General features: G+C 63.8%; 23 protein-coding genes. 15 read left to right on the top strand and 8 right to left on the bottom strand.

What is annotated here, in order from left to right:
- Positions 1 to 2: 2 nt before the first annotated feature.
- The 10 genes from AC07W7_RS01020 to AC07W7_RS01065 all read left to right on the top strand — a co-directional run bounded on the left by AC07W7_RS01020 (position 3) and on the right by AC07W7_RS01065 (position 9,416).
- On the top strand, positions 3 to 1,451 hold the full coding sequence (locus AC07W7_RS01020) for a GspE/PulE family protein (protein ID WP_083743079.1): 1,449 nt from the start codon (positions 3 to 5) through the stop codon (positions 1,449 to 1,451).
- Positions 1,451 to 2,653, top strand: a complete 1,203-nt coding sequence (gspF, locus tag AC07W7_RS01025; RefSeq protein ID WP_495038437.1) for a type II secretion system inner membrane protein GspF — start codon at positions 1,451 to 1,453, stop codon at positions 2,651 to 2,653. Before AC07W7_RS01020 ends, gspF begins: the two co-directional genes overlap by 1 nt.
- A 32-nt stretch (positions 2,654 to 2,685) precedes the next feature.
- Entirely contained in the window at positions 2,686 to 3,129 is a 444-nt protein-coding gene (gspG, locus tag AC07W7_RS01030; RefSeq protein WP_076963704.1) for a type II secretion system major pseudopilin GspG, read from the top strand.
- 2 nt (positions 3,130 to 3,131) lie between these two features.
- The gene (gene gspH, locus AC07W7_RS01035; protein ID WP_495038438.1) at positions 3,132 to 3,581 is read left to right on the top strand and encodes a type II secretion system minor pseudopilin GspH; all 450 of its coding nucleotides are present in this window, start codon (positions 3,132 to 3,134) and stop codon (positions 3,579 to 3,581) included.
- Positions 3,578 to 3,943, top strand: coding sequence for a type II secretion system protein (locus AC07W7_RS01040; protein WP_495038439.1), 366 nt, complete (start codon positions 3,578 to 3,580; stop codon positions 3,941 to 3,943). The genes gspH and AC07W7_RS01040 overlap by 4 nt, the downstream gene beginning before the upstream one ends.
- Positions 3,940 to 4,530, top strand: a complete 591-nt coding sequence (locus AC07W7_RS01045; RefSeq protein WP_495038440.1) for a PulJ/GspJ family protein — start codon at positions 3,940 to 3,942, stop codon at positions 4,528 to 4,530. Before AC07W7_RS01040 ends, AC07W7_RS01045 begins: the two co-directional genes overlap by 4 nt.
- Before the next feature lie 14 nt (positions 4,531 to 4,544).
- Positions 4,545 to 5,648: a type II secretion system protein GspL gene (locus tag AC07W7_RS01050; protein WP_495038441.1), complete on the top strand. Its 1,104-nt coding sequence runs from the start codon at positions 4,545 to 4,547 to the stop codon at positions 5,646 to 5,648.
- On the top strand, positions 5,645 to 6,076 hold the full coding sequence (gene gspM, locus AC07W7_RS01055; protein ID WP_099169654.1) for a type II secretion system protein GspM: 432 nt from the start codon (positions 5,645 to 5,647) through the stop codon (positions 6,074 to 6,076). The genes AC07W7_RS01050 and gspM overlap by 4 nt, the downstream gene beginning before the upstream one ends.
- Entirely contained in the window at positions 6,073 to 6,735 is a 663-nt protein-coding gene (locus AC07W7_RS01060) for a hypothetical protein (protein WP_495038442.1), read from the top strand. Before gspM ends, AC07W7_RS01060 begins: the two co-directional genes overlap by 4 nt.
- Before the next feature lie 116 nt (positions 6,736 to 6,851).
- Entirely contained in the window at positions 6,852 to 9,416 is a 2,565-nt protein-coding gene (locus AC07W7_RS01065; protein WP_495038443.1) for a bifunctional diguanylate cyclase/phosphodiesterase, read from the top strand.
- Positions 9,417 to 9,448: 32 nt separating this feature from the next.
- Here AC07W7_RS01065 and AC07W7_RS01070 read toward each other — a convergent pair whose 3' ends face one another.
- The gene (locus AC07W7_RS01070; protein WP_495038444.1) at positions 9,449 to 9,784 is read right to left on the bottom strand and encodes an ArsR/SmtB family transcription factor; all 336 of its coding nucleotides are present in this window, start codon (positions 9,782 to 9,784) and stop codon (positions 9,449 to 9,451) included.
- A gap of 58 nt (positions 9,785 to 9,842) precedes the next feature.
- Here AC07W7_RS01070 and AC07W7_RS01075 point away from each other — a divergent pair, with 58 nt between their 5' ends.
- From AC07W7_RS01075 to AC07W7_RS01085, 3 genes are all read left to right on the top strand, one after another.
- Positions 9,843 to 10,934: an NADH:flavin oxidoreductase/NADH oxidase gene (locus AC07W7_RS01075; protein WP_076963695.1), complete on the top strand. Its 1,092-nt coding sequence runs from the start codon at positions 9,843 to 9,845 to the stop codon at positions 10,932 to 10,934.
- A 687-nt stretch (positions 10,935 to 11,621) separates the two neighbouring features.
- Positions 11,622 to 12,791, top strand: a complete 1,170-nt coding sequence (locus AC07W7_RS01080) for a p-hydroxyphenylacetate 3-hydroxylase oxygenase component (protein WP_495038445.1) — start codon at positions 11,622 to 11,624, stop codon at positions 12,789 to 12,791.
- A gap of 63 nt (positions 12,792 to 12,854) precedes the next feature.
- On the top strand, positions 12,855 to 13,787 hold the full coding sequence (locus tag AC07W7_RS01085) for a p-hydroxyphenylacetate 3-hydroxylase reductase component (RefSeq protein ID WP_495038446.1): 933 nt from the start codon (positions 12,855 to 12,857) through the stop codon (positions 13,785 to 13,787).
- A 10-nt stretch (positions 13,788 to 13,797) separates the two neighbouring features.
- On the opposite strand, the gene AC07W7_RS01090 is transcribed toward AC07W7_RS01085, so the two are convergent.
- Entirely contained in the window at positions 13,798 to 14,691 is an 894-nt protein-coding gene (locus AC07W7_RS01090) for a LysR family transcriptional regulator (protein ID WP_495038447.1), read from the bottom strand.
- A gap of 131 nt (positions 14,692 to 14,822) precedes the next feature.
- Here AC07W7_RS01090 and AC07W7_RS01095 point away from each other — a divergent pair, with 131 nt between their 5' ends.
- Positions 14,823 to 15,245: an ester cyclase gene (locus tag AC07W7_RS01095; protein WP_076963692.1), complete on the top strand. Its 423-nt coding sequence runs from the start codon at positions 14,823 to 14,825 to the stop codon at positions 15,243 to 15,245.
- Between the two features lie 96 nt (positions 15,246 to 15,341).
- Here the strand turns inward: AC07W7_RS01095 and AC07W7_RS01100 are convergent, their stop codons facing one another.
- Together AC07W7_RS01100 and AC07W7_RS01105 are read right to left on the bottom strand one after the other, a co-directional pair.
- Entirely contained in the window at positions 15,342 to 16,223 is an 882-nt protein-coding gene (locus AC07W7_RS01100) for a glycine betaine ABC transporter substrate-binding protein (protein ID WP_495038448.1), read from the bottom strand.
- A gap of 35 nt (positions 16,224 to 16,258) precedes the next feature.
- Entirely contained in the window at positions 16,259 to 17,422 is a 1,164-nt protein-coding gene (locus AC07W7_RS01105) for an L-dopachrome tautomerase-related protein (RefSeq protein ID WP_495038449.1), read from the bottom strand.
- Between the two features lie 259 nt (positions 17,423 to 17,681).
- Here AC07W7_RS01105 and AC07W7_RS01110 point away from each other — a divergent pair, with 259 nt between their 5' ends.
- Positions 17,682 to 19,103: an FAD/NAD(P)-binding protein gene (locus AC07W7_RS01110; protein ID WP_495038450.1), complete on the top strand. Its 1,422-nt coding sequence runs from the start codon at positions 17,682 to 17,684 to the stop codon at positions 19,101 to 19,103.
- 54 nt (positions 19,104 to 19,157) lie between these two features.
- On the opposite strand, the gene AC07W7_RS01115 is transcribed toward AC07W7_RS01110, so the two are convergent.
- Genes AC07W7_RS01115 through AC07W7_RS01130 form a run of 4 tightly spaced genes read right to left on the bottom strand, consistent with a single transcriptional unit; the run spans position 19,158 to position 23,781 of the window.
- The gene (locus AC07W7_RS01115; protein WP_169864221.1) at positions 19,158 to 20,414 is read right to left on the bottom strand and encodes an efflux RND transporter periplasmic adaptor subunit; all 1,257 of its coding nucleotides are present in this window, start codon (positions 20,412 to 20,414) and stop codon (positions 19,158 to 19,160) included.
- Positions 20,404 to 21,885 carry a TolC family protein gene (locus AC07W7_RS01120; RefSeq protein ID WP_076963683.1) on the bottom strand — a complete coding sequence of 494 codons (1,482 nt, stop codon included), beginning with the start codon at positions 21,883 to 21,885 and terminating at the stop codon, positions 20,404 to 20,406. Before AC07W7_RS01120 ends, AC07W7_RS01115 begins: the two co-directional genes overlap by 11 nt.
- Complete coding sequence (locus tag AC07W7_RS01125; RefSeq protein WP_099169665.1) at positions 21,878 to 23,077, bottom strand: ABC transporter permease; 1,200 nt, start codon at positions 23,075 to 23,077, stop codon at positions 21,878 to 21,880. Before AC07W7_RS01125 ends, AC07W7_RS01120 begins: the two co-directional genes overlap by 8 nt.
- Complete coding sequence (locus AC07W7_RS01130; RefSeq protein ID WP_076963681.1) at positions 23,074 to 23,781, bottom strand: ABC transporter ATP-binding protein; 708 nt, start codon at positions 23,779 to 23,781, stop codon at positions 23,074 to 23,076. Before AC07W7_RS01130 ends, AC07W7_RS01125 begins: the two co-directional genes overlap by 4 nt.
- Positions 23,782 to 23,967 lie beyond the last annotated feature (186 nt).

Raw genomic sequence — 23,967 nt, forward strand, 5'->3', positions numbered from 1 at the left:
CGTTGTTGCCCTATCGACTGGCACGCCAGGCGGGGCTGGCGCGGGCGCCTGGCGCGCAAGGCTGGACTTTGTGCCTGCGCGAGGATGTCGACACCGACGCCTTGCAGGAAGTGTTGCGCGTGCATGGCTTGCCATCGGCGGTCGAGCACCTTGACCCGGCCCAGTACGAACGGCGCCTGGGCGCCTTGTACCAGGCCGGCGAGTCGGCCACGGCGGCGTTGATCGAGGGCATCGGCGAGCAGGTCGATCTCGACAGCCTGATCAGCGAACTGCCGCGTATCGAAGACCTGCTGGAGAGCGACAACGAGGCGCCGGTGATCCGCCTGATCAACGGTCTGTTCGCCGAAGGCCTGCGCCTGCGGGCCTCGGATATCCATATCGAGACCTTCGAGCAGAGCCTGGTGGTGCGCCTGCGGGTCGATGGCCATCTGCGCGAAATCCTGCGCCCGCCACGGGCCTTGTCGGCCATGCTGGTGTCGCGGATCAAGGTCATGGCGCGCCTGGATATCGCCGAAAAACGCCAGCCCCAGGACGGGCGCATCACCCTGCGCTCCGGCGGGCGCGAGGTGGATATCCGCGTCTCCACCTTGCCTGGCATCCATGGCGAGCGCGTGGTGATGCGCGTGCTGGACAAGCAGGCCAACCTGCTGGACCTGAATAACCTGGGCATGCCCGCCGATGTGGAGCAGGCGTTGCGCGCCTGCCTGTCGCGGCCCAACGGGATTTTGCTGAGCACCGGGCCCACCGGCTCGGGCAAGACCACCACGCTGTATGCCAGCCTCAATGCGCTGAACGACGGCTCGTGCAACATCCTCACCGTCGAAGACCCGGTGGAATACGCGATTACCGGCATCGGCCAGACCGCGATCAACCCCCGTGCCGGCATGACCTTCGCCAGCGGCCTGCGGGCGATCCTGCGCCAGGACCCGGACGTGATCATGCTCGGCGAAATTCGCGACCAGGAGACCGCGCAAATTGCCGTGCAAGCCAGCCTCACCGGGCACCTGGTGCTGTCGACGCTGCACACTAACAGCGCGGTGGGCGCGGTCACCCGGCTGCGCGACATGGGCATCGAACCGTTCCTGATCGCCTCCAGCCTCAAGGGCGTGATGGCCCAGCGTCTGGTGCGGCGCCTGTGCCATTGCGCAACGCCCGCGCCCTTGCAGGCGGCTGAGCGTCAGCTGTGGCCGGAGTTGGCCACCCTCGAACAAAGCTTTCACCCCCAGGGCTGCGATGACTGCCAGGGCAGTGGCTACCACGGGCGGATCGGCCTCTACGAATTCATCACCCTGGATGCCGGGTTGATCAGCCTGCTGTACGACGGCGCCAGCGAAGCGGCCATGCACGAATACCTCGCCGACAAACGCCAGAGCCTGACCGCCATGGCCACCGACTGCCTGCGCCGTGGCGACACCAGCCTAGAGCAGGTCTTGCGTGCGGTGCGTGACTGATGCCGACCTATCGCTACCAGGCGCTGGACCTGCGCGGCAATCGCCGCAAAGCCAGCATCCAGGCCGAAAGCGAGCGCCATGCCCGGCAACTGCTGCGTGAGCAGGGCCTGTTTGCCCGTGAGTTGCAGGTGCAGGGCGCAAGCCTGTCGAGCCTGCGTGGGCAACGCTTGAACCATGGCCAGCTGTGCGAGTTGACCCGCCAGTTGGCCACGCTGTTGAGTGCCGGCATCCCCCTGGTGGATGCCCTGGCCACCCTGGAACGCCAACTGGCGGAACCGGCGATTCGCAACCTGCTGGTGGCGGTGCGCGGCGCCCTGGGCGAGGGCTTGAGCCTGGCCCAGAGCCTGCGGCGCCAGGGCGGGCAGTTCAATACCCTGTATTGCGCACTGGTGGAGGCTGGCGAGCGCTCGGGCAAGTTGGCGCCGGTCCTGGAGCGCCTGGCCGAGCACCTGGAGCAAGTGCAGAAGCAGCGGCACAAGGCGCGCACGGCGTTGATCTACCCGGCGGTGCTGATCCTGGTGTCGCTGGCGGTGGTGATCGGCCTGATGACTTTTGTGGTGCCCAAGCTCACCGAGCAGTTCAGCCACACCGGGCAAAGCCTGCCGCTGATTACCCGGGTGCTGATCGGCGCCAGCGAGGGCCTGGTGATGCTCGGCCCGTGGTTGCTGGGGCTGGGCTTGCTGCTGGCGCTGGGCGCGCGGTTGTTGTTGCGCCAGGCGGTATGGCGTTTGCGCCGCGACCGCCTGGCGTTGCGCCTGCCGCGCATCGGCGTGCTGTTGGCGGTGCTGGAAAGCGCCCGGGTCTCGCGCAGCCTGGCGATTTTGCTGGGCAGTGGCGTGCCGTTGCTGGAGTCCCTGGAGGTGGCCACCGCCACGGTCGGCAACCGGCAGATCCACCAGGCCCTGGAGGCGGTGCGTGAGCAGGTCGAAGGCGGCGTGACCCTGTATCGCGCCCTGAGTGCCAGCGGGCACTTCCCGCCGATGCTGTTGAACATGGTCGCCAGCGGCGAGGCCAGCGGCACCTTGCCCGACATGCTGGAGCGCGTGGCCGACAACCAGGAGCGTGGGTTTGCACGCCAGGTCGACCTGCTGCTGGCGTTATTTGAACCCCTGATGATTCTGCTGATGGGCGCGGTGGTGTTGTTCATCGTGCTGGCCGTGCTACTGCCGATCATGCAGCTCAATCAGGGCCTGAGTTTTTGAACCTAGACAACCTGAAAATGGAGAAGCACGCCATGAGTGGCATTCCTGTAGTCAAGCGTCGCGAGCGCGGTTTCACCCTGATGGAAATCATGGTGGTGATTTTTATCATCGGCCTGCTGATCGCCGTGGTCGCCCCCAGTGTGCTCGGCAGCCAGGACAAAGCCATGCGCCAGAAGGCCCTGGCCGACCTGGCGACCCTGGAGCAGGCGCTGGATATGTACCGCCTCGACAACCTGCGGTTCCCCACCGCCGAGCAGGGTTTGCAGGCCCTGGTCAGCAAGCCGAGCCTGGAGCCGCTGCCGCGCAGTTGGCGCGCCGACGGCTACATCCGTCGCCTGCCCCAGGACCCATGGGGCAATGCCTATGGCTACCGCACGCCCGGGCAGCATGGCCGGGTGGATCTGTTTTCCCTGGGCGCCGATGGCCAGGAAGGCGGCGAAGGCACCGATGCCGATATCGGTAACTGGGACCTCTAGGCATGCCGCGCAGTCGTGGGTTTTCGCTCCTGGAAATGCTGGTGGTGTTGTTGATCGTCGGCTTGTTCAGTGCCCTGGGCGTGGCCTACCTGGATGCCGGCCAGGCGCCGATGCGCCAGGCCCTGGCCCAGTTGGCCAACGAGGCGCGCAGCCAGGCCGCCCAGGCCCGGCATGCCGGGCAGTTGCTGGGCTTGCGCTGGAATGGCCGCAGCCCTGAATTCGTGCGCTGGCAGGCGGGGCAGGGCGCGCCTGGGTGGCAGGTCGCACCGTCGCGCGGCGCGCCGTGGCCGGCCGGCTTGCAACCGGACTGGCCGGTGAGCCGCGAGCCCCAGGTGATGTTCACCCCCTCGGGACTGGCGCGCCCGGTGTCACTCACCTGGCGCTGGGCCGAGGGCCGCGAGCGCTGGCAATGGCAAACGGACAACACCTTGCATATCGCGACCCTGCCATGAAGCGCCAGCGTGGTTTTACCTTGCTCGAAGTCATGGTCGCCCTGGGGATTGCCGCGTTGATGGCGGTGATGGTCAGCCAGTTGCTGCGCCAGCGCATCGCGACCCACCAGGCCGTCGCCCAACATCGCCTGGGCAGTTTGTGCGCACGGGAGCTGGAGGCGCGGTTTGGCGTGGAGCAGTACTGGCCGCAGATCAATGCGGTGAGCGGCGAGCTGCGCCAGGGGCATGCCACCTGTCATTGGCAACTGACCCTGGGTAATACCGGGGTCAAGCGCTTGCGCCGGGGTGAGTTGAGCTTATTTGCCGATCCCCAGCAGCGTCAGCCCCTGGGCCAGTTCAGCCTGTTCCTGGTGCGTCCATGAAGGCGGCGCAGCGCGGCTTGACCCTGGTCGAGCTGTTGGTGGCCATGGCCCTCACGGCGGTGGTCGGGGTGTTGCTGGCGGCCTTGGTCAATGGCTGGGTCAAGGTGCGTGAGCGTCTGGAGGAGCCGGGCAGCGAACCTCAGGTATTGGAGTTCTGCATGGCCCTGGAGCGCCGCTTCGACGCCCTGGTGTTGCGCCAGTTGTACGAGCAGCGCCTGCCCCTGGACCTGGCCTGGCTGGAGTGGCAGCCGGGCCTTGGGCAATTGCAGTGGGTGGCCCTGGGCGCCTGGCCGCCGGCCGAGGGCGCATCGCGGGTGCAACGCCAGCGCCTGGTGTTCGATGGGCGCCAGCAGCGCCTGGAGCTGTGGGCCTCGGCCGACCTGTACGCCGCCGACAAGCCGCGCTGGGAACTCAAGGCGGCACTGGCGCCGGTCGAGCGCGCCACATTCAGTTTTTACCAGGGCACGCGCTGGCTGGCCTTTCCTTCTACTGTTGCCGCCCACCCCAATCGCGGCGTGCGGATCGAGTTCGAGCACCATGGAGCCCCTTATGTCTGTACTTTTGCCTTGCCCGATACCCAGCCATGAGCCGGAGCGCAGGCATGTTTGAACGTCTGCGCGCCAAGCCACGGGAATGGTTGCTGGTGCGCCCGCCGGCCACTGCCGAGAGCCGTTGGCAGTGGTTGCACTACAGCGCGCAACAGGCTTGCGCAAGCGGCACCTGGCCGCCACCGTCCGCGCTGCTGCAACTGCCGGGCGCCTTGATTATTCCAGCGCTCGATTGCAGCCATTTCTGCCTGCCGGCGCCGCCGGGGCTCAAGCGCCACGAGTGGCCGCAATTGTTCGAGGAGTATGCGCAGCAGCCCGCCGAAGCATTGCTGGTCAGTTGCCTGTCCCGCGAGGCCGGGCAGCTGGAGTTGCTGGTGATGCAGCGCCAGCAGGTCCAGCAATGGCTGGCCGAGTGCGCCGCGCTTGGGCTGCAGATTACCCACGGCTGGGCGGAGTTGCAGTTGTTGCCGCCACCCGAGGCGGGGCAAGTGGTGGAGTGGCGGCGTGCGCAGGTGCGCTGCCTTAAAGCGCACTCCCGGCAATGGCTGGTGTGGCCGCCGGTGTTGGGTGAACGCCTGCCCCAGGCCTGGCGCGACTTGCCTGCCGAGACGCTTGAGGGTGACTGGCCGTCGCGTCTGGCGCGCCTGGAACAGGTGCCCAGTGTGTTGGAGAACACGCGGCCGGCCCACCCGCAGCGGGCCCCATTGATGAGTGGGATGCAGCGCCGTTTGCTGCTGGGTTGCGTGGTACTGGCCGCCTGTTGGAGTGCGCTGTATCTGGGGCAGAGCCTGCGCCAGATCGAGGGGTGGAAGGCGCAGGTCAGGGCGGTGACCGGGCCTGCGAACAGCCCGCAACAGGCGCGTGCGGCGCTGGCGCGGGTGCAGGCTGAGGCGACCGACTGGCAGGTGCGTCAGCAACAGATCGTGGCCCTGGAGCAGGCATTTTCGGCCTGGTTGCAACAGCAGCCGGGCTGGTCGGTGGTGCGCATCGAACTGGACGGCAGCCATTGGCGCCTGGCCTTGCGCGGCAATGGTCCGCGGCCGTTGCCCGCCGAGTGGCAGGCTATGGCCCAGGCTGCTGGCGCCCAATGGCTTGACGAGGCGCAAAGCGCCGCCGGCCAATTGCACCTGACTTTTGAGCTGGGAGAACAACCATGAAGGCACGGATGCAGGCGTATCTGGCCCACTTCAACCAACTGCCGGCCAAGCGGCGCTATGGCTTGCTGGCCGGCTGGTCAACGGTGCTGCTGTTATTGCTGGTGCTGTTGACACGCCCGCTGCTGGCGGCCTGGCAGGAGGCACGCCAGTGGCAGGCGCTGGCGCAACAGGCCGGCGCACTGCCGCCGCCAGCGGTGTTTTCCAACGAGCAATGGCAGGCCCTGGCCGTGTCGCGCCAATGGGTGCTGACCCGGGTCGAACAACAGGGCGATCGCTGGCAATTGCAGGGCGAACTGCCCGGCCCCCAGGCCCTGCAGCAACTGTTGCGCACCGTGCAGGAGCAAGGGGGGCGACCCGTGCAGTGGAGCCTGGAGCAGGGCGGCGGCCAGGGTTATGCCTTCAGCCTGGACGTGGCGGCGCGGCCATGAGTCGCGCGCTCATCCTCTGGGGCGTTTTGGTGTTCAGCCTGACCGTGCTGCTGGAGCTGCCGGCGGCCTTCGTTGCCCGTCAGTTGCCATGGCCGACCGGCTGGCAGCCCAGCGGCGTCGCGGGCAGCCTGTGGGCTGGCCGTGCGGCTCGCGTCGGTGCGCTGGGGCCGGTGGCGTGGAAGATCCGGCCGTGGGCGGCGCAGGTCAACCTGGGCTTTCAACAGCGCATCTGGGCGTTGTCGGTTCACGGCTGGCCGTGGAACTGGCAGGCGCAGTTGGCACCGCGCGCAGTCAGCGCCTGGCCCGCGCCGATGTTTGTGCTGGATGGGCGTTGGGAAGGGCGATTGCAGGTCGATGGCGCGGGAATGAGTTGCCTGCGGGCCGAAGGCCAATTGCTGGGGCACGATCTGGCAGTGTTGAGCCCGTGGCTGGTCAACCTGGGCGACACCCGGATCGCGCTGCAATGCCGGGATGGGCTGCGGCTGTTGGCGGATGTGCAACGGCCTGGCGAGCACCATTTCAAGGTTGAGGCCGCCTCGCAGCGTTTGCAGGTGGATGGGCAGCTCGAACCGGGTGCTGCGGTGACCCCATTGCTGGTGCAGGCGCGCTGGTTGCAACCGGCTGCTCAGCGTTTCAGCAAGGTGCTGGGTAAACCCTGAACTTCGATGGAACACAAAAAATTGTCTATTGTCTATGGGCAGGTAGTCGCGCACCCCGGGGTGCGTGGTGTGATTTTCGGTGCGGGTTCTTAGGTCGTCACGGCACCTGGAGTGCTATGGAAAAGCTCAACATTGATCCCAAGTCGTTGCTCAAAGGCAAAGTTTCCAATCTCTCCACCGCACGGGCCTATCTGCTCGCCTGTTCGCTGCTGTTACTGGCCATGTTTCTGCTGGTCGGGGTGTTGCTGGTCTCGATTGCCGCTCACCTGAACCACGATGCCGGCGAGCACACTCGGATCGATATCGAAAACGCCCTGCAGTCTGTTGAAAAGGTCGCTGCCTCTACGGTCAAGGACTATGCCTTCTGGGGAGATGCCTACATCCACCTGCATCAGCAGGTGGATGTGGACTGGGCATTTGCCCGGCAAAACCTGGGCTCGACGCTATTTACCGACTTGGGCTTCGAGGGGGTCTTTGTGGTCGATGCCAGCGGCCGCACGGTGTATTCGGTGATTGAAGGCCAGTTGCAGGCCGTTGCGGTGCAGGACTGGTTGCCGATGCCGATCGAGCCCCTGCTGGCCCAGGCCCGGGAAGCCGCCGTCAACGGTCAAGCGCTGAGCCGCCTGGTTCAGGCAGACGGCACGCTGGCGGTGCTGGCCGCCGCAGCGCTTACGCCGGGCATCGATCCGAACGTGAAGGCCGAGGCGGGGCCCGCCGCGGTGTTGATCTTCATTGCCAAGCTTGCGCCGCAACGGCTGGCTGCACTGGGCCAGGAGTTTGGTGTGCAGGATTTGCGGGTTGTCCCGGCTGGTGGGGTAGCTGCGGGCGTGTTGAGTTTGAGCCTCAGGGACAATGCAGGCGTTGTGCAATGGACTTCGGATGACCCTGGGCACCAATTGCTGGTGCTGGTCGTACCACTGGTGATTGTTGCCGGCTTGATCTTTACCCTGATGGCCTGGGTTATCCAGCGCCGCAGCACCGCCGCCGCGCGGGTCATGGACAGTAACTACGCGACCCTGCAGGCCAGTCGCGCCGCGCTGGCGGTGAGCGAGGAGCGCTTTCGCGATGTGGCCGAGGCGGCCTCCGACTGGATCTGGGAGGTGGACACCCAACTGCGGTTTACCTACCTGTCGGAACGTTTTGACGTGATCACCGGCCTTGTCGGGGCCAAATGGCTGGGGCTGGTGGCGGATGACCTGCTGACGTCGGATCAGGGCCTGTTGTCCGCCTGGTTCAAGGACCATGCCCGTCGCCCGAATGCCATCGTACAGTGCAGTTACCTGTGTGGCGGCGGGGAACTGCGCATCTGCCGGCTGTCGGTGCGTGAGATCCCGGGCCAGGGCTATCGGGGCACGGCCAGCGATATCACCGAAGAGGTCGAGGCACGGCGACGCATTGAATACCTGTCGCAACACGATGCCTTGACCGGCCTGGCCAACCGCACGCGCATGCAAGAGTTCCTGGAAGGCAAACTCAAGGCGGTGCCGACCCTGGAAAGGCCGTTGGTGATGCTCAGTATCGACCTTGATCGCTTCAAGCCGGTCAATGACCTGCTGGGGCACGCCGCCGGTGATGATGTGCTCAACCAGGTATCCCGGCGCTTGCAGGGCTGCCTGCGCGGTGACGACCTGGTGGCGCGCATAGGCGGTGATGAATTTATGTTGGTGGTGGCCGACATGAGCTCGCCGCTGGAGGTGGAAAGCTTGTGCCGGCGCCTGATCGATGGTATCGAGCAGCCGTTTTACCTCGCCGAGCACGAAGTATTTATCAGTGCCAGTATTGGGATTGCCATGGCGCCGGCCGATGCGGTCCAGGCCGATGAGTTGCTGCGCTATGCCGATATCGCGCTTTACGAAGCCAAGGATGGCGGGCGCAATACTTGGCGTTTTTATGCGGGCGACATGAATGCACGCATCATCGAGCGGCGCCAGTTGGAAGCCGATTTGCGTCATGCAATCAAGAACGGCGAGCTGCGCCTGGATTACCAGCCGCGCTACCGCATTGAAGACAAGCGCCTGGCCGGCGCCGAGGCCTTGGTGCGTTGGCAGCACCCAAGGCGCGGGTTGCTGGGGCCTGATGTGTTTATCCCCATCGCCGAAGAAACCGGGCTGATCCTGCCATTGAGCAATTGGGTGCTGTACACGGCCTGCCGGGCGGCCGCTGGCTGGCCTGAGGAGGTGATGATCTCGGTCAACCTGTCCTCCACCGAGTTCCAGCGCGGGCACTTGGTGGCACGGGTCAAGGCGGTGCTGGTCGAGACCGGCTTGAACCCGGCGCGGCTGGAGCTGGAGTTGACTGAAAGCGTGATGCTCAACGACGAAAAAGTGGCCTTGAACATCATGCAAGGCCTCAAGGCCCTGGGCGTGCGCTTGCTGATGGATGACTTTGGCACCGGCTACTCATCACTGAGTTACCTGCGTTCATTCCCCTTCGATGGGCTGAAGATCGACCGCAGCTTTATCCGTGGGTTGAACGCCAGCGGTGGTGATCAGTCGATCATCCAGGCGATTGTCGGCCTGGGCCGCGCGCTTTCGCTGAAAGTCACCGCCGAAGGTGTGGAAACCATCGACCAGCTCAAGGCGTTGAAGGATGTGCAGTGCGATGAAGCGCAGGGCTTTTACCTCAGTGTGCCGATGAATGCCCAGGCGATCGGTGAGTTGATCGCGGGCTGCACGGATTAGGTCGCAGGCGCTGGCAAGCGATCGTGCAAGACTCATTGCTGGGCCAGAATACTCTCCAGCAACCCGGGAAACCGCGCGGCCAGCACATCCGCCCGCAACGAATTCATATGGCTGGTGCCAACGCTGCGGGTATGCACCAGCCCGGCATCGCGCAGCACCCGGAAGTGGTGAGACATGCTGGACTTCGGCCGCCCGCCGTCCAGCTCGCCGCAACTGGCCTCTTCCACGTCGGCCAGGCAGCGCACAATGTCCAGGCGCACAGGGTCACTCAACGCGTAGAGCAGGCGTTCGAGGGTTAGGTCTTCGGGGGAGGGGTGTTTGAATGCTCGCATGCAGCGAATCATAACAGGGCTGGCATTGATTACCATAGTTCGATTAAGATCGAACTATCGAATCAAACATCACCCTCGTTTCAGGAGCATTCCCATGGCTGCATTATTTGAACCCTTCACGCTCAAAGACGTGACGTTGCGCAATCGCATCGCCATTCCGCCGATGTGCCAATACATGGCTGAAGACGGCCTGGTCAACGACTGGCATCATGTCCACCTCGCCGGCCTGGCCCGTGGCGGTGCCGGCCTGGTGGTGGTCGAGGCGACCGCCGTGGCCCCTGAAGGCCGTATCACCCCTGGTTGCGCCGGTATCTGGAGCGATGCCCATGCCCAGGCCTTTGTGCCCATGGTGCAAGCGATCAAGGCGGCAGGTTCGGTGCCCGGCATCCAGATCGCCCACGCCGGGCGCAAGGCCAGCGCCAACCGCCCGTGGGAAGGTGACGACCATATCCCCGCCGGTGACGCCCGTGGCTGGCAAACCCTGGCCCCCTCGGCGATCGCGTTTGGCGCGAACCTGCCGACGGTTCCCCAGGCCATGACCCTGGACGATATCGCCCGGGTACAGCAGGACTTCGTCGAGGCCGCACGGCGTGCTCGCGACGCCGGTTTTGAATGGATCGAACTGCATTTTGCCCACGGTTACCTGGGCCAGAGCTTTTTCTCCGAACACTCCAACCAGCGCACCGATGCCTACGGTGGCAGCTTCGATAACCGCAGCCGTTTCCTGCTGGAAACCCTCGCGGCGGTGCGTGAAGTCTGGCCGGAAAACCTGCCGCTGACCGCGCGTTTCGGGGTTCTCGAATATGATGGGCGCGACGAGCAGACCCTGGAGGAATCCATCGAACTGGCCCGGCGCTTCAAGGCCGGCGGCCTGGATTTGTTGAGCGTCAGTGTCGGCTTTACCATCCCCGACACCGCGATCCCCTGGGGCCCGGCCTTTATGGGGCCGATTGCCGAGCGCGTCCGCCGCGAAGCCGGTTTGCCGGTCACCTCGGCCTGGGGTTTTGGTACGCCACAACTGGCCGAAGGCGCGCTGCAGGCCGGTCAACTGGACCTGGTCTCCGTGGGCCGTGCACACCTGGCCGACCCACACTGGGCATACTTCGCCGCCAAGGAACTGGGCGTGGACAAAGCCTCCTGGACCCTGCCGGCGCCGTACGCGCACTGGCTTGAGCGCTATCGCTAAGGCCCGCGGGCTCTTGTGGGAACTGTCGAGCTTTAGCGAGGCTGCGATGCGGGCACCTCGATTTTGCAGGTGGACCGAGTCGATCCTATCGCAGCCTCGCCGGAGCTCGACAGCTCCCACAGGAATTCGGCTCGACAAGGGACAGTGCACTGAGCCCTGGGTGTCACCCGTGTCAAATGTGGGAGCTGTCGAGCTTTAGCGAGGCTGCGATGCAGGCACCTCGATTTTGCAGGTGGACCGAGTCGATCCTATCGCAGCCTCGCCGGGGCTCGACAGCTCCCACAGGGATTCGGCTCGACAAGGGACAGTGCACTGAGCCCTGGGTGTCACCCGGATCAAATGTGGGAGCTGTCGAGCCCCAGCGAGGCTGCGATGGCGGCAGATCAGTCAATATCAATATTGGTCGTACCGACGCTATCGCAGTTCAAGCCAGCTCCCATATTGGATCTTCGGTGGTTGAGCGCGAAATGTTCCACCCCGGCCAAGCCGTCGCAGTTTTTGCGGCGGCTTTTCTGTGGGCCATGAAAAGTACCATCTTCCATCTGGAACGTGCATTTTGCGCTGCGACCAAGCGCCACATACTGGGCCCGTCATTACGAACGTTCCCGGTTGTTTTAAGCCTCCTGTCGAGTGAGCAGGGCACAGGCCGGCCAGGAATGGGGATATCCAATAATAAAGAGACCGCCCATGAAAAAGCCAAACCCTCTGCTCGAAGACCTCAAGTCGGTCTTGCCCTCCATCGCTGCCAATGCCTTCGCCGCCGAGAAAGACCGCAGCGTGCCTGCCGAGAATATCGCGTTGCTCAAGGGCATCGGCATGCACCGGGCGTTCTTGCCGAAAAAGTACGGCGGCATGGAAATCTCCCTGCCACAGTTTACCCAGTGCATTGCCCTGTTGGCCGGTTCTTGTGCGAGCACCGCGTGGGCCATGAGCCTGCTGTGTACCCACAGTCATCAGATGGCGATGTTTGCGGCAAAGTTGCAGGATGAAGTCTGGGGCAACGACCCCGACGCCACGGCCAGCAGCAGCATCGCGCCGTTCGGCCGTACCGAAGAAGTGCCGGGTGGCGTGACCTTCAGCGGCGAGATGGGCTGGAGTTCGGGCTGTGACCATGCCGAGTGGGCGATCATGGGCTTTCGCCGCAAAAACGCCGAAGGCACCCAGGATTATTGCTTCGCCGTGCTCCCGCGCAGTGACTATCAGATTCGTGACGACTGGTATGCCGTGGGCATGCGTGGCAGCGGCAGCAAGACCTTGCTCGTTGACCAGGCCTTTGTGCCCGAGCACCGTATCCAGAAGGCCAAGGACATGATGGAAGGCCAGTCGGCGGGCTTTGGCCTGTATCCCGACAGCAGGATTTTCTTCGCGCCGTACCGTCCGTATTTTGCCAGCGGTTTTTCCACGGTCAGCCTGGGGATCGCCGAGCGCATGCTTGAGGTGTTCCGTGAAAAAACCAGAAACCGCGTGCGGGCCTATACCGGTGCGGCCGTCGGTGCTGCGACCCCGGCGTTGATGCGCCTGGCCGAATCCACTCACCAGGTGGCCGCTGCACGGGCCTTGCTGGAAAAAAGCTGGGACGAGATCGCCGAGCACAGCGCGCGCCATGAATACCCAAGCCGCGGCACCCTGGCGTTCTGGCGGACCAACCAGGGCTATGCCACCAAGATGTGCATCCAGGCGGTGGATCGGCTGATGGAGGCGGCGGGCGGTGGCGCCTGGTTTGAAACCAACGAACTGCAACGCCTGTTCCGCGACGTTCACCTCGCCGGGGCCCATGCCTACACCGACTATGACGTTTGCGCACAGATCCTGGGCCGTGAACTGATGGGCCTGGAGCCGGACCCGGCAATGGTCTGAGAAGACCACGCTTACCTATAAGAACAATCAGGGTGGGGCCATCGGCCCGCCCGGGAGCCTTGCATGTCTACTGAAAACAAAATCGATAGCCGCGCGTTTCGCCGCGCCCTCGGCAATTTCGCCACCGGTGTCACCGTGGTCACCGCCGCCGACGCCAGCGGGCGCAAGGTCGGCGTGACCGCCAACAGCTTCAATTCGGTGTCCTTGGACCCGCCGCTGATCCTCTGGAGCATCGACAAACGCTCCACCAGCCACGCTGTGTTTGAAAGCGCTACGCACTTTGCGGTGAATGTGCTGGCGGCCGATCAGATCGAGCTGTCGAACAACTTTGCCCGGCCCAGGGAAGACCGCTTTGCCGATGTCGAGTACCAGGCCGGTGAGGGTGGGGCGCCGGTGCTGGCTGACTGCTCGGCCCGTTTTGAGTGTGAGAAGTACCAGCAGGTAGACGGGGGTGACCACTGGATCATGATTGGCAAAGTGGTGGCCTTCGACGACTGCGGCCGCTCGCCGTTGTTGTATCACCAGGGTGCCTATTCCATGGTGCTGCCGCACACCCGCATGACCCGGCGCGAGGAAGGCCAGCCCCCCAGCAGCCATTTCCAGGGCCGCCTGAGCCATAACCTCTACTACCTGATGACCCAGGCGCTGCGGGCCTATCAGGCCAGTTACCAACCGCGCCAACTGTCCACCGGCCTGCGCACCAGTGAAGCGCGCATGCTGATGGTGCTGGAGAACGATGCCGGCCTGAGCCTGGCAGAACTACAGCGCGAAGTGGCAATGCCGGTGCGTGAGATCGAAGAGGCGGTGAACAACCTCAAGCGCAAGGCGTTGGTCCGCGACGATCAGGAACGGGTCAAACTCACCACCAAGGGCATCGACGAAACCGAGGCGTTGTGGACCATCGCCCGTGAGCAGCAGGACACAGTCTTCAGCCAATTCAGCGCTGAGCAACTGGAGACCTTCAAGATGGTACTCAAAGCAGTGATCCAACACTGAGCGCGACAGTTCAATCCAGGTGCTGGAACTCCTTGACGATAAAATCGATAAACACCCGGGTCTTGGCCGGCAAGTGGCGTCGCGAGGGGTAGACAAGGTTGATTTCCAGGCGGGGCAGGTTCCACTCGCTGAGGATCGGCACCAGGCGCCCGGCGACGAGATCGTCGTGGATCACATAAGTGGGTTGCGCGAGGATGCCCAGGCCCTGCAACGCAACCGAGCGCAACAGATAGCCGTCGTTGGATTCCAGCGCCGGAGTGGCGGGCACCGTGATGGTCTGATCTTCGCGCTGGAACGTCAGCTCATAGGGATCGGTGGCGTAGGTGTAGAGCAACAGTTGATGCTCGGCCAACGCCTGCGGATGTAGCGGGCGGCCGCAACGCTCGAGGTAGTCCGGCGAGGCAGCCAGTATGCGTCGGGTATCGGTCAGGCGGCGGATCACCAGGCTGGAGTCCGGCTCACTGTCGCGGGTACGCAGGGCGACGTCGATGTTGTCGTCAATGATGTCGTGGTAGCGGTTCTCGGCCACGATCTCCAGACGCACATCCGGGTACTGCTCCTTGAACTTGGGCACCAGCGGCAGGATATGTTGCAGGCACAGGGATAAGGATGCGGTCACACGCAACACCCCATGCGGATGGTTTTTGCTCGCGCTGACGGCCTCGGTCGCGCCTTGCATCGCCGTGAGGGCGGCCTTGGAATTGGTGTAGAACACCTTGCCGACTTCGGTGACGAACAAGCGCCGGGTGCTGCGCTCGATCAGCCTCACGCCCAGGCGATTCTCCAGTGCCGCCAAGTGCCGGCTGGCCGCCGCACTGGACAGGTCCAGGGCGTCTGCGGCCTTGGTCACGCTGCCCAGTTCCGCGACCTTTACAAACAACTCATATTCGGTCCAGCGATCCATCAGCATTGCTCCACTGCGCGCAAGGGTGTTTTCCAGTTACAGCATTTTTCAGGTTTATGCCGACCGTTAAGCTTTTTTTGCCCCTGCCAGTCTAGCCGTTGAGTGCAGGGAAAAACTTGATTGGAGTCGAAATGAGCAAGCATCTGGATGTGGTGAAAAAGTACTTCAAGTATTGCGTCGACGGTAAGGATGTTGAGCGCGTAGCGGAATTTTTTGCCGACGATGTGGTGGTTCATCGCCCCGATTGTCCGGCGCCTATCGTCGGTGTCGAACCGTTCAAACAGGCCTTGCGCCTGAACGTGACCGAGCGCTACGAGTCGATCGAGACAACCTTCCAAAAAGAAGTGGTGGCCGCTGATGTGGTGGTGGTTGCGTTGATGCATCACGCCAAGGGCTCCAACACCTGGCATGGGTTTGATGTGAGCGGCAAAGACCTGGCCTGGAGCGCGTTGACGTACTTCCGGTTCAATGCCGAAGGCAAAGTGGTCGAGGAAATCGTCGAGCGCAATGAGCTGTTCATGGCCAAGCAACTGGGGATTGTCGAGTACGACTGACCCGGGCTATTACCCTGCAGGGACGCAGGGGCAGAGCGCACTTGCACTGTGCCAGTGAAACGCTGCTGGAACAACTGCGCAACAGCCCGTCTTCTGTCAGCTCATCGGTGCCAGCCACCCGCGCAGAATCTGCGGATGTCGCGCCAGCCACTCCCTGGCTGCCTCATCCGCCGAGCGTTCACCCCGGTTGAATGCATTATCCAGCTCGGCAACGACCGGGTTCGACAGACGAATATTATCCAGCACCTGAATCTCTGCACGGGTCAGCAACGCCAGGCGATCTTTCCGCGCCAGCAGCACCGCCCGATCCACATTGCCGAGCAAACCCTTGGGGTCCTTCAATTCGCGGATACGATAGCGGTGGTGCAGGAACTGCGGATGCCACAACGGCACGATACCCCAGTGCCCTTGGCGGTACAGGGCCTCAAAGGCGTCGATGCAATCGTCCTGAGTGCCCGTGCGAAATTGATAGCCGGCGTTGCTCAAGCCGTATTCGTCCATGATTTTCAGGGAAAACCGGGTAATCCCTGCGCCCAGCCCGATCCCCTGGATCAGCGGGTGCATGCGCGCGCGAACCTCGGGCTTGAGCAGGTCGTCGATGGATGCCACGTCTGCCTCGCTCACATAGTCGGGCACGCCCCACATGGCATAGGGCTGGTAATGCAGGCCCAGTTCACGGACGGGCATGGCCTGTCGGTACACACCATGGCTGCATGGCAGCCAGGCCGAGGCCAACATGTCGATGGCGCCTTCGCGCAAGCGCTCGAAATTCACTTCGTGCAGGGCATATTGCCGTTCGACAGTCAGGCCCATGCGCTGCAGGACCAGCGCCACCACGGCGGCGGTGGCGCGATGGAAGGACAGATCGGTGACGCCCAGGCGCACCACACGCGAGCCGCTGGCGATATTGGCCAGGGAAAAGTCCTGGTGGGTCACGGTCAGCGTTTTCGCCGGGCGCCGGGGTGGGTGTCTGCGCATGTTGCTTCCTCCAAGAGGTACGGCTGATCATGGGGCTAGAGGGTGGGTGCCGGCGCTGCATCAATCTTCACGCGCAGCAGGCTGTAGGGCTTCTGGCGCAAGTCGCGACCTGCGTGGAAGATGCCCTGGCGATGCAACTGGTTGGCCATGAAATACAGGTAACCGTCCGGCCCGATGGACAGGGTGTCGGGCCAGAGCACACGTGGGTCGTGGACGATGGTCTGCCACTGTCCATCCGCCAGGCGTTTGCGCACGCTGTTGTGTTCGTAGTCGCCGGCATACAGGGCGCCGGAGGCGTCGGCTTCGAGGCCATCGGAAGCGCCTTTTTCCCCCAGGTCCTTGACCGCCATATCCAGCCGCGCTTCGCTGATCGAGGTGTCGCGCAGCAACGCGGTGGGGACCGAGTACAGATGGCGGCTGGACAGCGGGCAGAAGTACAGCGTCTGGCCGTCGGCGGACAGGGCGATGCCATCGGACGCTACCGCAAACGGACGGGTGCTGCCGTCGGTGTTGCGAACCTGCAAGACCTGGCCTTCGACCTTGGGCACGAAATTCGGGTCTACCGAGGTCGAGGTGGCACCGCTGAGGCGGCGTAGGGCGGTGCCGCTGGCAATGTCCATGACGATGATCGCCCCGGGACCGCTCAGGGCCGAGTCGGTGATGTAGATCACCCCTTCATCGCCCACCCGGAAGTCAAAACGCATATCGTTGACGTAGGTGCTGGGCAGCATCACGTTTTTCGGGAACACCAGGGTCTTGACCACTTTGTTGGTGGCCAGATCGACGGCCACCAACTTGGCACCGCCGGGCGTTGGCGAGGCGAAACCGGGGGCGGCAGTATCCAGTATCCAGATCCGCCCGCGACCATCGGCCACCACACTTTGCACACTGATAAAACCCTTGGCCGGGTCTTTCGGGTCGGCCTGGTTCATAGCCAGGTCAGGGTAAGGCACGACCTGGCCATCGCGCAGCTCACCCACGGTGAAGGGCACCGGGTCGCCCCAGCGTGGAAAATTGACAAAGATCCGCCCGTTTTCGGCAACGCTGACGCCGGTGGGCATGGCGTCATGGAAGGCGAACACCTGCTCGATGGTGCCAATAGTTTGCTCGCTGGGTATCGGTTGGGCCTGAGCCGCCTGGCTGTTGATGGCAATCGACAAGGCCAGGGCAGGCCAGATAAAGGCGTGCTTGAGGTGCATGAAAAGCTCCGGGAATCGGCAGGAAAGGGCGTGTTGCGGCCCATGGTGTGCGTTCCCTGCCCATGGAAAAACCCACGAATGGCGCTAACAGTTTCATCGCAATCGAGAAAGTGTGGGGTTCTCCATCTTGGCGTAACTCGTGCAACGGAGCGCGCCTGGCTATATAACTAACGCAGCCACGTCGCTCTGAACGCGGGTTTACGCTGGCGCAGGCGATGGGCATAAGCATTATTCGGGCAACCAGTAAGGGCATATTTGCATGAGTGAAACCGAACGCGGACAGGCGACAAAGGCCATCTGCAACGCCGATGTGCTGATTATCGGCGGCGGGCTGAGCGGTACGCTGCTGGCCGTGCAGTTGCTGCGTTTGCCCGGCACGCGAAAGATTCTGGTGATCGAGCCGCGTGCAGAGCTTGGACGGGGCGAAGCCTATAGTGCGGTGGAGCTGGGGCACACCCTCAATGGCAATGCGGCACGCATGAGTGTGGACCCGGACAACGCCGACGACTTGACCCACTGGTTGACCGACTACATCGCCGCTGGCGGCTGGCCGGAATCGGATCAGCAACACGTCCCCGTCAGCGAGCTGTTCCCACCCAGGGGGATCTTTGGCCTGTATGCGCAACAGCGGCTGGCGCAGGCCCGGGAGGGGTCGGCGTCAACGCTCACGCACATCCGCGCCGAGGTCATCGATGCGCAGGTGGGACCGGACGGCGTACACCTGACCCTGGATGACGGCCAACCACTGCACGGTGCCCAGGCCGTACTGGCCACGGGCATGTTCCCAGCGGCGCGCACGCCGCAAACCCACTCCAGCGGCTTGAATGCGGCGGCGCTTGACCCGTGGGATGTGCGCGCCATGACGCAACTGGACCCACACTCCACGGTGTTGATCATCGGCTCCGGCCTGACCATGGTCGATGCTGTGGTGTCACTGGAACAGGCCGGGCATCGCGGGCCGATCGAGATTTTTTCACGCCATGGCCTGCTGCCCCATGTGCGCCGGCAACCCCCGGCCTGGGTGGACTTTCTCGCTGAAGATCTGTGCCTGCGCAGCCCGCGGCAATTACTGCGGGCAGTGCGCGGCCAATGTCAGAGCGCCCTGGCCCAGGGCATCGACTGGCAAGCTCCCCTGGACACTGTGCGCGCCCATATCGGCCGCCTGTGGAGCCAGGCCAGCGAGCGCGAGAAGCGCCAGTTCGTGCGCCATGTACGGCCCTGGTGGGAGAGCCATCACCATCGCTCGCCACCGTTGAGCGCCGAGCTGGTGGCGCGGCTGCACGGGGAAGGGCGCCTGCGGGTCCAGGCCGCCTCGTTCCTGGGCCTGGAGCCCACGGTAAACGGCGAAGTGACCCTGCGCCTGCGCCGTCGTGGCGAACAGCACACCTCCTTCGTCAGTGGCGCGGCCTTGATCAACTCCAGCGGGATCGAATACGACTGGCGCCGCGTGGCCCGCCCGTTGCCCAGGCAATTGCTGGCGCGCGGCTTGATCAAGCCCGGGCCATTGGCGCTGGGGATAGCGGCGGATGCCTCGGGGTCGGTGCTGGATAAACAGGGGGTGGCCAGTGAACGGCTCTTCGCCATGGGCCCGCCGCTGCGCGGCATGTGGTGGGAGAGCACGGCGGTGACGGATGTGGCGATCCAGGCCAAGGCGTTGGCAGGCCGATTAGGAGCCTCGTGATCTCTTCAAACTTGGCTTACCCCCTTTAGCTTTTTCAGGATTGCGATGCAGGCTTCATAAGTCAGTTCTGATAAACCCAGGCTTGAGCCCAAACACTTCCACGCCTTGGGCCGTCGATTGTCCCGTGGTGATGTTCACCCGCTCCACCGGCTTGTCCATGGCTGCCCGATACTCCACCCAAAGCCCATCCTCCCCATGGCTGATCGCCTGGGCCGGCACGATGATCGCCTGGGCATTGTTGTAGGTCACGATAGTCAGGCGCGCGCTCATGCCCAGGCGGACCCTTTGCAGCTGTTTGTCGGTCAATTTGGGAATGGACAAGGTCACTGGGAATTGCGCGCTGCCCTGGTTGTCATTGGCAATCGCCAGGCTGCTGACCACGCTGACCGAACCGCTCAGGTGCTCGCCGTCAAAGCCGTCGCCCATGACCTCCACCGGCTGGCCCTGGTGCAACTGGTTGATATCCAGCTCCGAGACTTTGGCGACGATCTTCAGGCGTTCGATATTGGCCAACCCGAACAGCACCTGGCCCTGGCCGACCTTGCTCCCCGCCTGTACTGGCGGGGTGTTGTTACCGCCCTGCGGGGTGCTGCTGCCGGGTGGGGGCACGACGATCCCGGAAAACGGTGCCTTGACCTCCTGGCCGTCAAGCAGCTTGCGCAAGGCATCGTACTTGACCGTGGCGTTGGTCAATTCCATGTCTGCAATCTGCCGGTATTCGCCTTTACCCTGGTTCAGGGCCTGTTGCAGTTCGCTGCGGGCGGCGGCCAGGTCCAATTGTTGCTGCTGGGCCTGCTGTTTAAGGTCGTCCAGTTCGTTGCGCGGGATGATGCCGCGCTTGAACAGGTTTTCGCTTTCGACCAGTTTGCGCTGGGTGTTGTCGGCGCTCATTTGCGAGGTACGCAGGCTACGTCGGGCTCGACTGACGGTGGGGCCGCTGTCCCAGTCCTGCATTTCCTGCACGGTACGCCGGGCCTTGAGCTGTGCGGAGAGCGCTTCGCGCAGTTGCACTTGCAGGGTGGCCGGGTCCATGCGCAACAGGACCTGGCCGGCTTCGACCCGTTGGCCCTGTTCTACCAGGTTGGCCTGCACATTGCCGTCGAACGGGGCGGTCAGGGTGATGGTGGTATCCGGTTCGATCCTGCCGACCAGGCCGATCTGGTGCACCAGGGCATCGCTCTTGACCTCCTGCCATTGCTCGGCCGTACCGGATTGGTTGGCGGCAGGCGTTGGGCGACTGAGCAGCGCAAATCCACCAGCGCCCAGCAGCATCAGCAGTGCAGCGCCCAGCAGGGCTTTTCTAGTAGTCATTGAGGGCGATTTCCCAACTTTCCAAGGTCATTCCCAGCGTCAGGTCGAGCTGGGTCTGGGCATTTAAATAAGCAATCAGGGCATTGAGACGGGCGTTTTCGGCACTGCGCAAGTCGGCTTCAAAACTCAGCACCTGGAAGTTGGTGGAGCGCCCGGCACTGAGTTTGTCCCGTTCGATCTCAAGCTTGCGCCGGGACAGCTCCACGGCCCGCTGGGCAATTTCATACTGGCGCCAGCGGGTGCCAAGGTCGCGCACCACGTTATTGACGCTGCGCTCCAGTTCCTGGCGTGCGTCGGTGATCAGGATGGCCTGGTTCTCTACATCCACGCGTGCACGGACTTCGGCCTGGCGGGTACTGATATCGCCGATGGGAATGCGTACCTGGACTCCGGCATAACTGTTCCAGCGCCGGCTGCTGGTACTGCCCACATCGTTGTCGGTGTTGGCGCGGATCTGGTTGGCACCGCCCACCAGGTCGACCTGCCAACGCCCGGAGTCCTTGGCCAGCACCAGGTTGAGGTCGGCCTGCTGGCTGCCCAGCAGTGCCGAAAGGTATTCGGGCTGCTGGTTCTGCGCCAGGTTGAAGGCCTCGCGCTTGTCGATGTCCATGCGCGTGGCTTCCAGGGCTTCGGTGGCACGCAGCGGTGTCGCCAGGTCCAGGGCCAGCAGGCGCAGCAACGACAGGCGACTCATATCCAATTGGTTCTGGGCTTCCTCGACGCCCAGTTGCTGTGAGGCGATGTCAGCTTCGGTCTGGACGATTTCAAATTCGGCCATGCGCCCGGCATTGATCAGCGCCTTGTTGACGTCCAGCAGGGTATTGGAACGCTTGAGGGCCTCCTGGGCGATGCTCAGTTGCTCCTGGGCCCGCAGCAGCTCGCGGTAGGTGGCGATGATCTGGCTGATGGTCTGCGCGACGCTGGCCTTGAGGTTCAAGCGGTTGGCCTGTTCGGACAGGCGTGACAAGCGCAGTGGCGCAGTAGTGGCGTCCCAGCCGGCGCCGCGCATCAGCGGCTGGATGATGGCCAGGTCCAGGCCATCGCTGCGGTAGCGCCCGGCACGGTTGGCGTTGTTCAGTTGCTGGGTCCAGCCCATGCTCAGGCGGGTGCCGTACTCGCCGAGCAAGCTGCTGGTCGGTGACAGGGTGGCATTACGGGCGCGGTCGTCGCTGCCCTGGGTGGTACGGTAGGCGCTGTTGAGCACCAGCTTGGGGTTGAAGGCATCTTCGGCCACCCGCAGGTCGAACTTCTGCGCCACCCGCTGCAGGTAGGCGCTGCGGATTGCCGGGTTGTTGCGCAGGCCCAGGTACACCGCGTCGCCCAGGGTCAGGGTGGTGAGCTGGGCGTTGAGCGAGACACTGCGCTCATAGCCGCTGCGCGTGGTGGTCGGCGCCGAAGGGCGGATCACCATATCGGCGGCCACACAGGGCAGGCTCACCAGGGCGATCAGCCACAGCAGGGGTTTATTCATCGCGCAGGGCCTCCACCGGCTGCAAGCGTGACGCCGAGACGGCCGGGTAGATCCCGAAAAACAACCCCACCAGCAACGTACTGCCCACGCCCAGGGGCAGGGCCGATACGGCCAGGGCAAACTGCCAGCCCGACAGCCAGGCGTAGAGATAGGCCGCCCCCATGCCCAGCACTGCGCCACACAGCGCGCCGACGGCCGTGAGGGTGACGGCTTCGAGCAGGAACAGGTTGCGGATATCCCGCTGGCGAGCGCCCAGGGCCATGCGGATGCCGATTTCCCGGCGGCGTTCCGAGACGTTCATCAGCATCACATTCATCACGCCGACCCCGCCACCCACCAGGGAGATGGCGCCCAGGGCCAGCAACAGATAGGCGAATGTGCGGCTTTGCCGGGTCATGCCGTCGATCATTTGCTGGGGGATCTGGATCTCGACGATATGGTCCGGGAGTTGCGCGCCCAAGGCCTGGGTGGCCTGGGCCGCGATGCGCTCCATGTCCTGGCCGACCGCTGCGCGCAGGACCACGCTGCCTACCTGGGGTGTGGAATAGATACGGCGCATGCCGGCAGCCGGGATGAACAGTGATTCGTTGCTTTGCACCGGAATCAGCATCGAGCGCGGCTGGTCCTGCAGGATGCCGATGACGAGGAACAGATAGTCGTTGACCCGCACCCGATCGCCCAGGCGCAGCGGGTCGCCGGGCGCGCTTAACGCCTGGGCGATCTGGTCGCCGACCACCGCGTAGGTTTCGCCGCTGTCGAACTCGGACAGGAAGCGACCTTCGCGCAGAACCAGGCGCATGGCGTCCTTGAGGCCCGGGGTGCTGCCAATCAAGCCGGCATTGGTGGTGCGACCATGAAAGACGATCGGCCCGCTGAACGAGGAAATCGCGCCGATGTGGAGGATGCCAGGCACCGCCTGGCGTACGGCTTGCAGGTCCAGGCTGGTGGGCATCGGTACGCTGCTGTTGCCCTTGGGCGGGAACTGCGCCACCAGGGTGTCGGTGCCCATGTCCTTGAAAATCATCGCTGCATCTTCGGCGGCGTTATGCCCGATATTGATCAGTGCGACCACCGATGAGCTGCCGATGACAATCCCCAGCAGGGCCAGGATGGAGCGCTTGCCCAGGGTTCGCAGACTGACAAACGCTTCGTGCAGCAACTGGCTCAGGCTCTGTTCGACCCGCAGGCTCATACGCATTCTGCCTCATGGACCACGCCGTTGCGCACCAGGATCTGGCGGTTCAGGCGCTCGGCGATATGCGGGTCGTGGGTGACGATGATCAACGTGACGCCCTGCTCGTGGTTCAGGGCCAGCAGCAGGTCCATGATGTCCTGGGCGGTGTGGCTGTCGAGGTTGCCGGTGGGTTCGTCGGCCAGAATCACCGCCGGCGCGCCCACCAGCGCGCGGGCAATCGCTACCCGCTGGCGCTGGCCGCCGGACAGGTCGGCGGGGCGATGGTGGGCCCGTTCGGCCAGGCCGACCTGCTCCAGCATATGCAGGGCCCGCGCCACCGACTCCTGGCGCGACACACCGCGATAACCCAGGGGCAGGGCCACGTTGTCCAGGGCGCTGAGGCGCGGCAGCAGGTTGAAGCTCTGGAACACAAAGCCGATCTGCTGGTTGCGGATCGCGGCCAGTTGATCCGGCGTGGCGTGGAAAATGTCATGGCCGGCGAAGTGATAGGCGCCGCAGTCGGGCAGGTCCAGCAGGCCGAGGATATTGAGCAGGGTACTTTTGCCGGAGCCCGAAGCCCCGAGGATGCCGCAGCTTTCTCCACGGGCGATGGACAGGCTGACGTCATTGAGAATGGCCAAGTGTTGTCCGGCCAATTGATAGCTTTTGCCGATGCCTTGCAGAGAAATAAAGCCTGGGAGCGTTGGGGTATCTGTCATCATGACTACGCCTTGCGCTTCGGCAATCCGGCTTGTTCCTGAAAAGCGTTGTAACATCTTCAGGGCCTGCGTGACGGCTGCCAACAGCGGGTTTTTATTCTTGTTTTAAAAACATTGTTTGAATAGTAACTGTGATCCAGCCGCTTCGCCAGCCACAGAGATAGAGCGGTTTTTCTTGTGGCAGAGCCG

Source organism: Pseudomonas sp. GW821-FHT01D09, from assembly GCF_059422465.1.

Bases quoted from the DNA above. Each gene is read 5' to 3' on its own strand.
- gspF (WP_495038437.1), top strand. From the start codon at position 1,451: ATGCCGACCTATCGCTACCAGGCGCTGGACCTGCGCGGCAATCGCCGC.
- gspG (WP_076963704.1), top strand. From the start codon at position 2,686: ATGAGTGGCATTCCTGTAGTCAAGCGTCGCGAGCGCGGTTTCACCCTG.
- gspH (WP_495038438.1), top strand. From the start codon at position 3,132: ATGCCGCGCAGTCGTGGGTTTTCGCTCCTGGAAATGCTGGTGGTGTTG.
- AC07W7_RS01040 (WP_495038439.1), top strand. From the start codon at position 3,578: ATGAAGCGCCAGCGTGGTTTTACCTTGCTCGAAGTCATGGTCGCCCTG.
- AC07W7_RS01045 (WP_495038440.1), top strand. From the start codon at position 3,940: ATGAAGGCGGCGCAGCGCGGCTTGACCCTGGTCGAGCTGTTGGTGGCC.
- AC07W7_RS01050 (WP_495038441.1), top strand. From the start codon at position 4,545: ATGTTTGAACGTCTGCGCGCCAAGCCACGGGAATGGTTGCTGGTGCGC.
- gspM (WP_099169654.1), top strand. From the start codon at position 5,645: ATGAAGGCACGGATGCAGGCGTATCTGGCCCACTTCAACCAACTGCCG.
- AC07W7_RS01060 (WP_495038442.1), top strand. From the start codon at position 6,073: ATGAGTCGCGCGCTCATCCTCTGGGGCGTTTTGGTGTTCAGCCTGACC.
- AC07W7_RS01065 (WP_495038443.1), top strand. From the start codon at position 6,852: ATGGAAAAGCTCAACATTGATCCCAAGTCGTTGCTCAAAGGCAAAGTT.
- AC07W7_RS01070 (WP_495038444.1), bottom strand. From the start codon at position 9,784: ATGGTAATCAATGCCAGCCCTGTTATGATTCGCTGCATGCGAGCATTC.
- AC07W7_RS01075 (WP_076963695.1), top strand. From the start codon at position 9,843: ATGGCTGCATTATTTGAACCCTTCACGCTCAAAGACGTGACGTTGCGC.
- AC07W7_RS01080 (WP_495038445.1), top strand. From the start codon at position 11,622: ATGAAAAAGCCAAACCCTCTGCTCGAAGACCTCAAGTCGGTCTTGCCC.
- AC07W7_RS01085 (WP_495038446.1), top strand. From the start codon at position 12,855: ATGTCTACTGAAAACAAAATCGATAGCCGCGCGTTTCGCCGCGCCCTC.
- AC07W7_RS01090 (WP_495038447.1), bottom strand. From the start codon at position 14,691: ATGGATCGCTGGACCGAATATGAGTTGTTTGTAAAGGTCGCGGAACTG.
- AC07W7_RS01095 (WP_076963692.1), top strand. From the start codon at position 14,823: ATGAGCAAGCATCTGGATGTGGTGAAAAAGTACTTCAAGTATTGCGTC.
- AC07W7_RS01100 (WP_495038448.1), bottom strand. From the start codon at position 16,223: ATGCGCAGACACCCACCCCGGCGCCCGGCGAAAACGCTGACCGTGACC.
- AC07W7_RS01105 (WP_495038449.1), bottom strand. From the start codon at position 17,422: ATGCACCTCAAGCACGCCTTTATCTGGCCTGCCCTGGCCTTGTCGATT.
- AC07W7_RS01110 (WP_495038450.1), top strand. From the start codon at position 17,682: ATGAGTGAAACCGAACGCGGACAGGCGACAAAGGCCATCTGCAACGCC.
- AC07W7_RS01115 (WP_169864221.1), bottom strand. From the start codon at position 20,414: ATGACTACTAGAAAAGCCCTGCTGGGCGCTGCACTGCTGATGCTGCTG.
- AC07W7_RS01120 (WP_076963683.1), bottom strand. From the start codon at position 21,885: ATGAATAAACCCCTGCTGTGGCTGATCGCCCTGGTGAGCCTGCCCTGT.
- AC07W7_RS01125 (WP_099169665.1), bottom strand. From the start codon at position 23,077: ATGAGCCTGCGGGTCGAACAGAGCCTGAGCCAGTTGCTGCACGAAGCG.
- AC07W7_RS01130 (WP_076963681.1), bottom strand. From the start codon at position 23,781: ATGATGACAGATACCCCAACGCTCCCAGGCTTTATTTCTCTGCAAGGC.